At 68.9% G+C, this 13,369-nt stretch carries 10 protein-coding genes and 2 pseudogenes; 4 read left to right on the top strand and 8 right to left on the bottom strand.

Features of this window, described 5'->3' with window-relative positions; translation table 11 throughout:
* The first annotated feature begins 82 nt into the window (after positions 1-82).
* Complete coding sequence (locus AAT21_RS12600) at positions 83-1,369, top strand: glycosyltransferase (protein ID WP_235438765.1); 1,287 nt, start codon at positions 83-85, stop codon at positions 1,367-1,369.
* A gap of 258 nt (positions 1,370-1,627) precedes the next feature.
* On the opposite strand, the pseudogene AAT21_RS12595 reads toward AAT21_RS12600, so the two are convergent.
* A pseudogene (locus AAT21_RS12595) lies at positions 1,628-2,791 on the bottom strand (FAD-dependent oxidoreductase); the annotation flags it as partial.
* Entirely contained in the window at positions 2,790-3,656 is an 867-nt protein-coding gene (locus AAT21_RS12590; RefSeq protein WP_412180310.1) for a lycopene cyclase family protein, read from the bottom strand. The pseudogene AAT21_RS12595 and the gene AAT21_RS12590, both read right to left, overlap by 2 nt.
* Positions 3,657-3,855: 199 nt before the next feature.
* Here AAT21_RS12590 and AAT21_RS39835 point away from each other — a divergent pair.
* Together AAT21_RS39835 and AAT21_RS39665 are read left to right on the top strand one after the other, a co-directional pair.
* Positions 3,856-4,431, top strand: a pseudogene (locus AAT21_RS39835) (polyprenyl synthetase family protein); the annotation flags it as partial.
* A 70-nt stretch (positions 4,432-4,501) separates the two neighbouring features.
* Positions 4,502-5,791, top strand: coding sequence for a polyprenyl synthetase family protein (locus AAT21_RS39665; protein WP_052757738.1), 1,290 nt, complete (start codon positions 4,502-4,504; stop codon positions 5,789-5,791).
* 129 nt (positions 5,792-5,920) lie between these two features.
* Here AAT21_RS39665 and AAT21_RS12580 read toward each other — a convergent pair whose 3' ends face one another.
* Positions 5,921-6,082, bottom strand: a complete 162-nt coding sequence (locus AAT21_RS12580; RefSeq protein ID WP_046776693.1) for a hypothetical protein — start codon at positions 6,080-6,082, stop codon at positions 5,921-5,923.
* Between the two features lie 257 nt (positions 6,083-6,339).
* Here AAT21_RS12580 and AAT21_RS12575 point away from each other — a divergent pair, with 257 nt between their 5' ends.
* A complete protein-coding gene (locus tag AAT21_RS12575) occupies positions 6,340-7,221 on the top strand; it encodes an IS5 family transposase (RefSeq protein ID WP_046776692.1) in 882 nt (293 codons plus the stop codon).
* Between the two features lie 172 nt (positions 7,222-7,393).
* Here AAT21_RS12575 and AAT21_RS12570 read toward each other — a convergent pair whose 3' ends face one another.
* The 5 genes from AAT21_RS12570 to AAT21_RS12550 all read right to left on the bottom strand — a co-directional run bounded on the left by AAT21_RS12570 (position 7,394) and on the right by AAT21_RS12550 (position 12,705).
* Entirely contained in the window at positions 7,394-7,942 is a 549-nt protein-coding gene (locus AAT21_RS12570) for a TetR/AcrR family transcriptional regulator (protein WP_046776691.1), read from the bottom strand.
* Positions 7,943-8,171: 229 nt separating this feature from the next.
* Positions 8,172-9,785 carry a right-handed parallel beta-helix repeat-containing protein gene (locus AAT21_RS38850; RefSeq protein ID WP_052757735.1) on the bottom strand — a complete coding sequence of 538 codons (1,614 nt, stop codon included), beginning with the start codon at positions 9,783-9,785 and terminating at the stop codon, positions 8,172-8,174.
* A 754-nt stretch (positions 9,786-10,539) separates the two neighbouring features.
* Positions 10,540-10,980, bottom strand: a complete 441-nt coding sequence (locus AAT21_RS12560; RefSeq protein ID WP_046776690.1) for a hypothetical protein — start codon at positions 10,978-10,980, stop codon at positions 10,540-10,542.
* Positions 10,981-11,005: 25 nt separating this feature from the next.
* Positions 11,006-12,154, bottom strand: a complete 1,149-nt coding sequence (locus AAT21_RS12555; RefSeq protein WP_046776689.1) for an OmpL47-type beta-barrel domain-containing protein — start codon at positions 12,152-12,154, stop codon at positions 11,006-11,008.
* A gap of 224 nt (positions 12,155-12,378) precedes the next feature.
* The gene (locus AAT21_RS12550) at positions 12,379-12,705 is read right to left on the bottom strand and encodes a hypothetical protein (RefSeq protein WP_046777316.1); all 327 of its coding nucleotides are present in this window, start codon (positions 12,703-12,705) and stop codon (positions 12,379-12,381) included.
* Between the last annotated feature and the right edge of the window lie 664 nt (positions 12,706-13,369).

Here is a 13,369-nt window from a genome sequence, read left to right as displayed (position 1 = left end):
CGATCGTCCCCATCGGGCCGAAGACAGAGGTATGCCTCGCGTCGTGATCATCAGCCCCCCGTTCTCCTCCCATGCTGGCCCCATGGCCGTGCTCGCGTCGGCACTGCGGGAACGCGGCACGGAGGTGCACTTCGCATGTTCAGAGGCCTTCGAGGATCTGGCGGTCCGCGCAGGCGTCCGTTTCGTGCCCCTGACCGTGACGCGCAATGCGAACACCGGCGTGGCCGAGACGACGGAGCAGGAATCGGCGGAGACCGCCCGGCTGGCCGAGTTCCTGGAGGCCACACGCTTCGGGGCGGTACCCGCACTGACGGTTCAGGCCCGTCACCGCCGTGCCGACATGCTGGCCGACCCGGACACCGTATTCGAGAGCCTGCGCGCCCTCGACGAGCGCTGGCGCCCGGACTGGTACGTGGTGGACCAGCTCAGTTATGCGGCGACCCTCGCCCTGCACTGCCTCCGGGTGCGCTTCGCATCATTCTGCCCCGGGCACCCGACCTACGTTCCGGCAGGGCCCGGCAGCTGGTTCGGCGTCCCCTACGACTGGCCCGCCGCCCTGCGGCCCGACCCGCGTCGGTTGGCCGGCCTGACGGCTGTTGCGCGCGACAACGACCGGGCCTTCACCGCTCTGTTCGAGGCGTTCGCCCGCGACCGGGCGCCGCACGCGCCCCGCCCGGGCCGGGCGTTCGCCCTGACCTCACCCCATGCCGTCCTGTACACGTATCCGCAACTGCCGTGGCTACCGGTCCCGCCGGAGGGACCGGAGCGTGTGTATGCGGGTCACATGGTCGGCCTGTACCAGCCGCTGGACGGCGAGTGGGCAGGGCGATTGCGGCGGCTGCGCGGCACGGCGGACAGGGTCGTCCTCATCGCGCTCGGCACCTTCCTGTCCGCCCGAGACGATGTGTTGCGCGCCGTCGTCTCGGGGGTGTTGGGCAGTACCAGCAGGACGGCCGTGATCGTCGCCGCGGGGGGACGAACGGCCGCTCTCGCCGACCTGGCCGGCGACCGCGTCGTCGTCGCGCCGTCAGTTCCGCAACAGGCCCTGCTTCCGCACGTGGACGCCATGGTCCACCACGGGGGTGCCAACTCCTTCACCGAATGCCTCCACTCCGGAGTCCCGGCGCTGGTCCTTCCCTTCTCCAGCGATCAGTTCGCCGTGGCACGCGACGCCGAACGCGCCGGTGTGGGGCTCGCACGGGATCCGAACGCACTGGCGCCCGGCGACGTTCCGGCCGCGCTGGACACGCTGTACGAGACCGTCGGTCCCCGCATGAAGCGGTGGGCACGTGGACCGGGCGATCGAGGGCCGGACTACGCCGCCGCCCGGCTGCTGGCCGCGATGCGCCGGTCTGGACCTGCGAGGTGAACCCATCGCTCGGGAAACGGCTCGGCGGCAGCGGCCGGCGGGAACACGAGCCTGTACGAACGGCAGGCATCGCCGGCAGCGGATCGAGGCAGAACGTCGGAAAGCCACGCCGCGGCGGCCGAGCGCCTCTCGGACCATCTGCGGCAACTCCGGCTCCGCCCGGGCAACTTTGGTGGCCGCTCCCGGCACGAGGTGCCGGGAGCGGCCACGCAGTGTCCTGCCCCTCCGCGCCCGCCCGTACCACCGCCCGGCAGTGCCTCAGCGGCCGGCCCAAGCGGCCGCCTTGCGCAGTACGGCGGCACGGCCCCGGTCCGGCACCGTCCACAGGGTCTGCCCACGCAGGCCCCAGCGTTCGAGCAGAGCGTTCGCGGCCTGGAAGCCGGTCGTGGCCGCCCGTTCCATCAGTGCGACCGGAAGGTCGGTGCGCACGGCGTCGCCTGCGACCACCAGGCAGGGATCGGAGGTACGGATGGTGGGGCGGTCCGCGTAGCCACCCACCGGGAACAACGGGCAGTCCTCGCGCCATTCGTGGCGGACATCGACCACCGTCGCGGCGCGGGTCTCCGGGTACACGCGGTGCAGTTGTTCCACGAGTTGCCGCTCCTCTGCGGTGCGCTGCGCACCCGGGTCGACGGCGTAGGCGTGCAGTTCCACGACGGATCCCCCGGTGCGTGCCGCCCAGCGGGCCGCCTCGTCCTCCCATCGGTCCAGCACACTGATGTTGTCGAGGCCGCCGAAACCGCTGGTTCCGAGGAATCCGGGCCGGTCGGGGGCGACGGGCCGATCGAGCCAGAGCCGAGTGACCAGGAAGGGCGGGGCGTTGCGCAGCCGCGCCACGCGCTCCCGCCAGGCGGGGTCGCCCAGCCGCTGCGAGCGGGCGACCAGAGACCGCAGGCCGATGGCGTCCAGGGCGAGGACCACGGCGTCGTGGCGGCGCTCTTCGCGGTCTCCGGCCACCTCGAACCCTCCGCCGCGGGCGGGCGCGACGTGCTCGACCGTGCTCCCGGTGCGCACCTCGGCGCCATGCCGCTCCAGGTATCCGGCAAGAGGTCCCCACAGCGCGGCCGGATAGGGCGAACGCGGCACGTCGAACAGCAGGCCCTCGGCGGATCCCAGGAAGTAGATGTGGAACATCAGCGCCATCTCGGCCGCCGACAGCTGCCGCGGGTCGGCGAAGAAGCTGCGGGAGAAGACTTCGAACGCCAGGTGGCGGGCTCGTTCCGGAAAACGGATCGCCTCCAGGAAATCGTAGGCGCTGGTGTCGTCGAGCCGCTGGTAGACGTCGGGCACGCGGACGTCCAGGAGGGGGAGGGCCGAGACCGGGTCCATGGCGCGCAGATCCCCCAGCCGGAAGGAGGGGCTCAGCGCGACGAAGCCGAGCGCACTCCACGGCGGGGTCCGCGGCACGTGCCGGAAGCTGTCACCCACACGGGCGGGTCGCACCGCCGGCGGCCCCGATCCGGAACACCGATGTGCCGATCCGTCGCGGCATGGGAGCGTCCGTCATGGGGATCAGCCCCGTCTCGGTCGCGACGATCTCCAGATCACCGAGGGACAGGACGTCCTCGACGTAGCGCCGAAGCGCCGCCTCGTATCCGCTTGCCGTCAGCACCTGCGGAGAGAATTCCGTGTACTCCACCAGGGCTTCGCGCGGCCCGGTGGGCAGGACGTAGCCGAAGGAGAGACCTGCACACGGCTGTGCTGTCCGGAAGTCCATGAGTTCGGCAGTCCCGCAGTCGAAGGCCGGCCGAGCCGTGCGGACGAACCAGCCGTGGAAGTGCTGCAGCAGGGTGGTGCGCGCAGCCGGAATGCTGCCCAGGGGCCGCGTGTCGAACACCCAGCGAGCATGCAGGGCCTGATGGTGGCCGTCGGACGGGGACATCTGCAATCGTGCCCCCTCCGCGACCTCCTCCACGGAGTCCACGGTCGCTTCGAGGTGCCGGACGTTGGGGCTGCGCGCGAGGTCCCGAGCGACCAGGTACTCGAAGTCGTCGGAGCGGATCATCTTGTATCGCAGCGGCGCGATGTCCCCCTCGACCGCGGGGCCGGCAGGCGGGCGTACCCGCAGGTGGCGCCACTGGGATCGGACCGCGGCGTCGAAGCGGCCGCGACCCGCCTCCCAGAAGCACCAGGTGCGCGGGCCTGGGCGCAGCGGGCCGGGCGGGGCGTCGACGAGGAGTACGGAGGGAAATCGGGCCCCGGATGCGTGTCCGCTCAAGCGGTGGGCCAGTGACAGCCCGGCGGCTCCCGCTCCGATGACCGCCACGTCCGCCTTCAGCACGACCATTGCCTCCCTCCCGAGTTTGCGTGCACGTATCAGGACTGCTTTCCCTCCGCAGGGCGGAATCGGATGCGGTCATGTGCTTCGGTCACTCGGGCAGGTGCGTCCGGAAGACCGAATTCCCTCTCTTTTCAGGCATTCGCTTCGCGCCGCATCCGTATCGCGGGAAGTAGCCGAAGAACCGGGATGAGCAGTCAATACCACGATGAGAGGAACCGGGATGCGCCCGACGCAGGCGAAGGACCACCCCGCGGCCGAGCCGTCGCCCGGCCCCTGTCCGGCGGCTCCCTTGGGGTCCTCACCACGGCGGAGGCGGCCGATTCTGCCTGCCACCGGAACACCACGGGGTTCTGAGGGTCCGCACGGTGACACCCTCCTGGCACCCCTGCCCGTTGCCGTCGACGCGGACGTGTACACCGCGATCGGGCACATGCTGGAGCGGGTGCTGGCCGACCGGGTCACCCGAGCCGCTGCCGTGGACGCGGTCTTCGCCCGTGAACTGGCCGAGCGTGTGGCACGTTTTACCCAGGAGGGCGGCAAGCGCATCCGGTCGCAGCTGGTCTGGTGGTTGATGCGTGCCTGCGGTGGGGACGACCGGGCGACGGCCGCGGCGGCGCTGCGCATGGGGGCCGCGCTCGAACTGCTCCAGAGCTGCGCGCTGGTCCACGACGACGTGATGGACGGCTCTACGCTACGGCGCGGCCGACCGGCCCTGCACGCCGAGGTGCGGGAGCAGTACAGCAAGGCTGCCTCGCCCTCCCGCGCCACCCGTTTCGGTGAGGCCTCCGCGATCCTGGCCGGAGACCTGGCACTGGCATGGGCGGACGACGTGGTGGCGGATACTCGACGCGATGACGGCGACGGCGGTGCGCCGGCTGTGGAGCGACATGCGCACCGAGATGGTGGCGGGCCAGTTCCTCGACCTCAGAGGTCAGCTGACCCGGACATGCTCCCAGCCGGAGACTCTGCGCGCAGCCCACCTCAAGAGCGCGCTGTACTCGGTAGAACGACCCCTGGTGCTGGGCGCGGTGGTCGCGAACGCGGACGGCCGCACGATACGCGCGCTGAGCTCGACGGGACGCTGCGTGGGCATGGCCTTCCAGCTGCGCGACGACCTCGACGACCTCTTCGGCGACCCTCTGCTGACCGGCAAGAGCTGTGGCGGGGACATCCGCGAGGGAAAGCCGACCTATCTGGCCGCGCTCGCGGTGGCAAGGGCCGAGGCCACGGGCGACAGGTCGGCCCTGGCGGTCCTCGAACGAGCTCTTGGTGATGAGAACCTGCCCCCCGCCGGGCTCGACGAGGTGCGGGAGGTACTGGTGCGGACGGGCACCCGGCAGGCGGTCGAGAACAAGATCGCTCACCTGGCGGCCGAGGGACTTCGCCACTTCGACGGCGCTCCACTTGCCGCGGACGCGAAAGGCCGCCTGCGCAGGCTGCTGGCCTCGGCAACGGTTCCCCGTACCGTGAACGGGCCGCTCGCCCGCCCGTCCTCGCGCACGCCGCCGACCACAGGCCCGCTGCCCGAACCGGAAGCACGGCTGCTGGTACTGATGCCAACCCTGCGCACCGCGCACACCAGTACCGGCACCGGCACCGGCACCGGCACCGGCACCGGCACCGGCAACCTCGTCGGCCGGGAACTCACCGCGCAGGGCCTGACCGATCCGGCGGGCCTGTCGCGAAGCTGGCCGGCTGCCGCTGGCTGGTGTTTCCCGGCGCCTTCGGCGACCTGCGCACCTCCCAACCGGCAAACCCCCACCCCCGATCGCCGTCCTCTCCCTGGCACCCCGATCGGACGGGACGGGCCCGTTCACATTCGGCAAGAAGATGCAGCCCAAGCCCTCTCCGGATGGGGCCAGAAGGTCACCTCGGACCGGAAGCTCCGTAAATCCAAGGCAACCGCCTCCACCCGGCTGCTCGCCCTGACACTGGCCACACAGAACGCGACATCGATCAGCCTCGGTCCCAGCGGCAACGGCATGGCCCTGAACGCTCCCGCCGCCAAGGTTCCATCCGACACAGGCGAACTGAACCCTGGCCAACCAGCTGACCGCAACGGGCTGGCTCACCGAGACCCGCCCCTGAGGCAGTTCGATCCGTTGAGAAAGACGGCTCGTGCCGTTCCCACCACGGCGTGAACCTCTGCAGGACGCACCGCCGGGCTGGCCGCCCTCTGGACACCCGGATAGGGAAAATCGGTGTTGGTCGGCCCCACGCTGAGGTGGGGCCGACCAACACCGATCCCTATGAGGCGGAGCCGCGGGCAGCTACCAGCGGTACCAGCGGCCGCTGCTGCCCTTCGGACGGGCGACGAAGCCGATCAGCCACAGCACCAACACCGCGAGAGCAATCCACCAGAGGACCTTCACCGCGAACCCGGCACCGAAAAGGATCAGAACGAGCAGAAGAACGAGAAGCAGGGGAACCATAGTTATCAACCTCCGCAGCACCGGATGCCCGAGCACGCCCCGACCATGCACCCAACTTTTATGGGTTTCTTATCCGCGCAGGCGGGCAACCGTATCCGCCCTGGTTCGTCGATCGAAGCGCCGCGCACCCCCCGGAGCCCCACACCGTCCCGGCTCCGGGTCTGTCAATCGAACGCCGTATCCAGCAGAGAACCTCCGACGCAGACCGCGTTTGAGATCTGCCGTGTCCTGGGGCGGGAGAAGTCGTTGAGGCCTGCGTGGGTGGTTCTGGGGGTGGGTATCCGTCGGACCTGACCGACGACCAGTGGGCGCTGGTGGAGCCGTTGCTGCCACCGGCGAGGGTGGGACCGAAGGGTTGGCGGCGGGGGAAGCACCTGCGGCGACGGATCGCGGATGCGATCTTCTACCTTGTTCGGACCGGATGCGCCTGGCGGCAGCTGCCGAAGGACTTCCCGCCCTGGCCCACCATCTACTGGTATTTCACCTGGTGGCACGACGACGGCACCGTCGAGCGCATCCACGATGCCCTGCGCGACAAGGTCCGAACGGCTGGCGGCAGGAATGCCGAACCGACGGCGGGGCTGATCGACTCCCAGTCCGTCCGCACCGCCGATACCGTCCCGGCCACGACCAGGGACCTCGACGCGGGCAAAAAGATCAAGGGACGCAAGCGGTTTACCGTCACCGACACCCTCGGCCTGCTCCTGGCCGTGCACGTCGTGGCGGCCAATGTCCCGGACCGCGACGGTGCCCGCCGCCGACTGCTGTGGACCCGGCTCGGCCACCCGAGTGTTCAGAAAAACTGGGCGGACCAGGGCTTCGCCGGCCGCTTGGTCGACTGGACCGCCCAGATCCTCGGCCGTGAGCTGGACATCGTGCGCAAAGACCCAGGCCAGCACGGCTTCCAGGTCCAGCCCAAGCGCTGGGCTCTCGAACGCACCTTCTCGTGCCTCACCGCCCACCGACGTCTTGCACGGGACTACGAGACCCGCCCCGCGCACGCCGAGACGATGATCCGCTGGGCAATGATCGGCGTAATGGTGCGTCGGCTTGCCCGAGGCCGAGCAGCCGTCCGGAGCGGCCCGCGGCTCCTCTCTGCTCGGCTCAGGTGTCGTAGTAGCCGTTCCAGGGCGCGTTGAAGCCCAGGCCGTCGGGATAGAACTCGGCCCACACGCTGTCGTCCTCATCTTCCTCGTCCACGTCTTCCTCACACCACGAGACCGAACAAAACCCCCTCTCAAGTCACTAGCGGACTGCCTGGTCCCGAACTGTCTTCGGGACAAGACCCCGCCGCTCCCGCTGCAGGTCGACTTACTGCAGCAGCTTCAGGGCTGCAGTCGCCAGTCTTTGTGCGGTGAGGTGTTGTTCGTCGGCCGGCAGGATGAGGTGGCTGATGGTCATGCGGACGATGACGTCCGCGGCGATCTGCACAGACTCTGTGTGCTGTTGTGGGTATCGCGTGGCCAGCCAACCCTGGACGAGGGTTTGACCGGCATCGAAGATCGGGTCCGCTCGGGCGGTGAGGTAGGGCAGGAGGCTGTCGGAGCCCTTTCGGGCGGCTGTGATGACGGCCCTGATAAGGGGCTGATGGTCGGCCTCCTGAAGTACATACAGGATGGCCCCCCGGAGGCAGGCATGGGAATCGGGCACGCCGGGATAGAGGGCATCGGCCACACCCGCCAGAAACTGCTGGGTTTCACGTACTACCAGCGCACGGCCCAGGCCGGCGCGGTTGCCGAATTCCTTGTACACCGACGGGCGCGACACTTCGGCGCGGGCGGCGACGGCCAAGAGGCTGACCTGGTCCCAGCCGGCTTCGCAGGTGAGGTCGCGAGCGGCCTCCAATACGCGCTGTCTCATCTGTTTGCGCCAGGCGACGCGCGGGGGGTCGGGTACCGACCCACCTGTGAGTGTCGCCACTTCGATCCGGTGCCTTGCCGCCGCCATAGTGGCCAGTCTGCCAGGGGCTGAAGCCCGTTCGGCGAACCGGGCTCGTGAGTGCGGGTGCGGTGGGCGCGCGGTGGTGCCGGCCCTTGGAGAGGGGGCGGGGCCGGCACCACGTCTCGGCGCCCCAAGTGATCCGCAGGGATCAGGAGCGCTTGCGCCGGGCCGCGAAGAGGAGGCCGCCGCCGAGGGCGAGGACCACCGCCGCGATGCCGAGCGGCAGCGCCGGGTTGGAGCCGCCTGTCTCTGCGAGCGGTCCGCTTGCGCTGTTCGGCTTCAGCCCGGAGACGCCATCGGTGCCTTCGCCGGCTTGCACGCCCGGTGAGGCGGCGGGGTGACTTCCGGCGGACTGGCCGCTCCCGGCGGGGGCGTCCCCTTGCCGGCCGGCGGAGGAGGCGTCGGAGGCATCTCCCGGGACGCCGCTCTTGGCGCCGAAGCTGTAGGCGCCCCGGTCGGGCGCGCCAACGGCCCGGCGGGCTCCGGTGAAGTCGGTGGTGACGGCAGCGAACGGCGTACCCGAGCCGGCGGCGGGGGAGCCCGCGCTCAGCCGGAAGTCCGCGTCGGCTCCGGTGCCCGTCTTGGCGAACTTCGGATCGGCGATGACATCGTTCGGGCCTTGGACCTCGGGGGCCTTGCCGCCGAAGTAGACGTTGTAGTCGTAGGTGACGTCCACATTGCGGGACTTGCTGTTCGTGGCTTGCCCCGGCCGGCCGTACGCGATGTTGTTGAGCAGCCGCACGTCGGTACTGTCATGCGCGAAGACGTTGGCGTAGCTCTCCATGCGGGTGCTGCGCCCGTTTGCGAAGGCCGTGTTGTGGATGATGTCGACGTGCTGGCTCTTGTAGGAGTGGATGCCGGAGCCGCCGTTGTCGTAGGAGAGGTTGTTGGCGACCAGTACGCGTCCGTTGTAGGCGGGGTGATCGGCGTCGCCTTTGAGGGTGTCGATGATGATGCCGTTGCCGTCGGAGTAGCAGCCGCACTTCTCCCATTTAATCTTGGTCTCATTGTCGTGGACGCGATTGCCGGTGATGCGGATCTTGTACGTACCGGCGTCGCCACCACCCACGTCGCGCGGGGTGAGGACGGAGATTCCGCTGGTTCCGTAGACCGCATACCAGGAGTTCCCGAACACGTGGTTGCCGGAGATGGTCACGTGGTCGGAGTCGATGGCTGATATCCCGCCGCCGGCGCAACCGTGCACCTCATTGCCGGCCACCTCGACGTGGTGCGACAGCGCACCCGTGGACCGGTCCTGTTCCAGGGAGATGCAGTTGGTGTTGTAGGTGGGGTCGCCCTTCTTCGATTCTCGTTCAGCTCCGGCCAGAGTGAGGGCTCCATTGTTGCCCTTGATCTCTAGGTTTTTGATGGAGATGTAGGAGGCACCGTGAACGCTGATGCCGTTCCACGCCTTCACCGGGTGGATCACCGGATGGTGGCCGGGATGAGCGGTGAAGGTAATGGGGGCTCCGGGGAGGCCGGAGCGCTTGATGGTCAGCACGTTCGACCCCGCAGAACGCTCGGAGTACGTGCCGTTCATGATCGAGACGGTGTCGCCCGGCTCGACGCTGTCCGCGGCCTTCTGGACGGTCCGGAAGGGAGTTTGGATGGACGTGCCCGAGTTGCTGTCGTTGCCGCTGGGGCTGACGAAGTACGTGCGGGATGCGGCGTGCGCAGTACCGGCTCCCATGGCGGCGAGGCCGAGCGGGGCGGATGAAGCGAGCAGTGTTGCGGTCAGGGCGAGGGTGCTCGTGCGTTTCACTGTTGCCTGGTCTCCCAGTTTGTCCTGGTGAAGCGGCTGGCGCCCTCCGTGGGCCGTAGCCGCGAGCGGAGAGCACGCAAGGGGAGGCAGTTCGCCCGTAACGCGCCGCGCCGGGGCGAGGCGCCGGGCAGTGAAGTCCGGGGGCGTTGCGCTCCGAAGTCCGCTGCGAGGGGGGTGAGTTACTCGGGTGACAGTTCCAGACTCCAAAATCGAACGCAACCCCGGACTATGTGTAAACGTTCTGACAGTACGTCATGTCAACGCCCGGTCTGGCTGACGCTGTAGAGGACCGCAGGGTGCCCGGCCCGCCTACGGGTCACAGCACGGCAGCTCGGAATCCGGCATGGGCCGGAAACCGTCAAGTTCACCGACCAGGTGGGGCTGGACGTGGCCGCGGGCAGGATCAGGCCGAGCGCAGCCCCAGACCACCAGCGCGGCCGGGACGAGGGGGACGGGCGTTGAAGACGATCGCGCCGATCCCGCCTTGGATCCGAGTCTGCGCGGAATGCGTCGTCTCCTCGAATGCCTGTAACCCGGCCCCCGCTTGGACGGCCGCGTACCCGTATGCACCCGAATGGGGCGGGTGCAGGCTGGAATGGAGAGGGGCTCATCGAGGAAGGTTGCGGTACGACCCGTCTGGAGCGGGGCGATCAACTTCGGCCTGGTCACTTCTCTGAATTGGCAGCCGTCGCCTACACGCATCGGTCCGGCCCCGGGAGCCCGGGACCGGACCGATGCGCGGACTGGTTTGGTCTCAGCGCAGAGTGAACGGTGCCACGTGTGTCGAGGTGTCCGCTCCGCTGATGGTGAATTCGAGGTTGTAGTTGCCGTTGGGCAGGTTCTGGGTGCTGATGGGGAGGCTGTAAGCAGAGAGGAGCGGGGTGTAGCTGAACCGGCCTGTGACCGGCCTGGTGACCGGGCCGGTGATACGGCTGGCCGTCAGGGTGATGTTTGAGCTGGAGAGGTTGTTGCCGTTCGCGTCGCAGATCCGCAGGCTGATGATGACTTGGCCGAGCAGCCGGGTGGGGCGGCTGGGGTCGTAGAGCAGGCAGATCCGGTACGCCACGTTGTAGGTGACCGTCTCGGTGGAGGGGTTCGTGGCGTTGTCCGTGGCGTTGACTGTGAAGGTTCGCGAGCCGAGCGTCGAGGTGTTGATCGGGCTGCCGTTGGGGACGGTGCCCGCGCAGCTCGCCACCCCCGAGGTGGCATCGGTGCAGGAGTTAGGACGCGGTGACCGGCTGGCGATACAGGTAGGTACCGGCCACGGGCCGCACGATGGTGATCACCGGCCCTGCGGTGTCGAGCCGTACCGTGATCGTCTGCACGGGGGAGGTGTTTCCGGCGGCGTCGGTGGCGGTGTACGCCACCGTGGTGACGCCGTTCGTGGTGATGGCCACGGCGGCGGCCGCGCCGGGGACGTCGGTGGACCCTGTCGGCTGGGCGCCGCTCGCGCTGTAGGTAATCTTCACAACGCCGGAGCCGCAGGACCCGTCGAGTGCGCCGATGTTGACGCGTGCGGGGCTGGTGGTGTTCCAGCCAGCGCTGTTATGCGTCGGTGAGACGGTCGCGAAGGTGGCGGGTGCGGAGGTGTCCGGGTCGTAGGTGAAGCGTCCGGCGGCGGTGACCGGGCTGGTGCCGTTGGCGTTGGTTACGCTGACATCCACGGTGCCCCGCGCCTGCTGTGGCGCGTCCGCGGTCAGTTCCTCGGGCCCGATGACGTTCACGTTCGTGGCTGGCACTGAACCGAAGTTCACGGTGGCGCCGTGCGCGGGGAATTCTCTGCCGCGGATGGTAACGGTGTTCAGGCACTGGGCGAGTTCGGGTGCGTCGCTAGGAGTGACGCTGGTGACGGTGGGTGGGGACAGCGTGACACGGTCCATCGCGGTGCCCCAGTCGCCCCCGAAGATCCCGGTGCTGGCGGTGGCGCCAATCTGCTGGACGGTCCAGACGTCCTTGGGGTTGCTCGGGTCGCGAGCGGTGCCCGAGTAGTCACCCCGGCGCACTCGTGTACCGCAGCGGCACGCGTAGGCCTCGGTGCCCGCGGCGTAGAAGTCGCCGAACGTCCTCGCAGGGAAGTTGCCGCCCGGCACGGCGATGGCGACCCCGGTGGGAAACATGGAGGAGGAGGAAGCGGTGAATCCGGAGAACAGGTCGTCCTCGTCGTTCAGGGCCAGCGAACCGTAGTAGATATCGCCGCCCACCATGCCGAGGTCCAGCTTGGTCGCAAGCGTCTGGGTACCGCCGGTAGAGATCTGGATGTACCGCTGGCAGACATGGACCGCGGTGTCACCGACGGGGGTGCAGCTGACGTTGAAGACGCCCCAGAGGCGGTTGACTGGGCAGGGCTCGAGCCGCCCGCAGCCGGCCACGCGGACGGCACGCAGAGGCCGGCAACCAACCGAAGGCGCCAGGGCCGCAAAGCACCGCGCCGGGGGTGCTCGGGGTACCCCCGGCGGCGGGTGTGCCTCTCACCCGGTCCAACGACCGGACGGCGATCCGGTTTCAGGCAGGGCACGTTCCATGAAGATCAGGACTGGCTCTCCTGCGGTCCGTGCACGGGGAGAGCGCTGCAAGCAGCCGGCTACTCTCGGCGTCACAAGGAAAGATAGTAGTTGCCGACCGCGGACAGGTAGCGGTGGTCGGCTGTCTCGCTGTCGGTGGTGAACCGGGGAGCTCCTTTGATCTGCTCCCGGCTCGGAGCGACCTTCACGGTCTGCGCTTCGCTGTCGATGGCGGTTACCGCACCCGCCGGGACGAGCACACTCTGGCCGAACACCCACACGCCTGTGTCGACCACCAGGTGCTGGCTGCCGGGCTGGTCCTGATGGCGGTCCACATGCCCGATGACGCCATCAGCAGCCTCCACGGTGAAGCCCACCAGCGACTGCCGGGGCGTGTATCCGCTGCCCTCTGCATACATCCACACACTACTCACCGGTTCGTTTCCTTCCCCTTGACGACCAGCCCGGGGGCCACCGGGCCTCTCGGGCCGTATGGCCCCTCCCTTTCCCCCGCATGCGACGGACAATCGGGGGCTGTCTGTGAGGGCTTGGGTGGAACTTGAGGCGCGTGACATATCCGGTAGCGCTCGCGAAAGGTGCGCCCTGTCCGGAAAGCGACCAACGAGTCCGTACGCGCGCATCGATCGTCGCGGCTGGCGGCCTCAACCAGGCCTCCATTGTCCGGCCCTTGCTGCGGGCAGCCGCCAGCCCGCAGTTGTCCCCGGCTGATGGTCGACGCGCACGGCGCCCCGCCGAAGCCCCGCGGCGCGGCAGACAGTCTCGACGCGTATCAGGACCGCGCAGCACCTGCTGCGCAGTCCTGATACCTCGGGTACCGCCGACGCCGCAGGCGTCCGCTGTTCGGCCGCAACCGTGGGCGCCCATGCCCAGCGGAGCGGGGTGAGAAAGGGTTAGCCCGGGGCTTTCACTTTGGGTCCGTCCGGATCATGGGCGGGAACGCGAAAGTGCCTTCTGACCTGGGACGATGAACCTTGTCTAGGGGTTCTGTCGGTCCAGGTGGAAGGCACTTTCTGCGTGCAGGGTATCGGTTCGCGTCCCAAGCTCCATGTCTCCACCGACGGT

Origin of the sequence: Streptomyces yangpuensis (assembly GCF_001005295.1) — a bacterium.
GTDB lineage: Bacteria > Actinomycetota > Actinomycetes > Streptomycetales > Streptomycetaceae > Streptomyces > Streptomyces yangpuensis.
The sequence above is the reverse complement of the archived record's forward strand: the minus strand, read 5'-3'. Positions and strand labels throughout refer to the sequence as shown.

Bases quoted from the DNA above. Each gene is read 5' to 3' on its own strand.
- AAT21_RS12550 (WP_046777316.1), bottom strand. From the start codon at position 12,705: ATGTATGCAGAGGGCAGCGGATACACGCCCCGGCAGTCGCTGGTGGGC.
- AAT21_RS12590 (WP_412180310.1), bottom strand. From the start codon at position 3,656: ATGGTCGTGCTGAAGGCGGACGTGGCGGTCATCGGAGCGGGAGCCGCC.
- AAT21_RS12570 (WP_046776691.1), bottom strand. From the start codon at position 7,942: ATGAGACAGCGCGTATTGGAGGCCGCTCGCGACCTCACCTGCGAAGCC.
- AAT21_RS12600 (WP_235438765.1), top strand. From the start codon at position 83: ATGGCCGTGCTCGCGTCGGCACTGCGGGAACGCGGCACGGAGGTGCAC.
- AAT21_RS12580 (WP_046776693.1), bottom strand. From the start codon at position 6,082: ATGGTTCCCCTGCTTCTCGTTCTTCTGCTCGTTCTGATCCTTTTCGGT.
- AAT21_RS39665 (WP_052757738.1), top strand. From the start codon at position 4,502: ATGACGGCGACGGCGGTGCGCCGGCTGTGGAGCGACATGCGCACCGAG.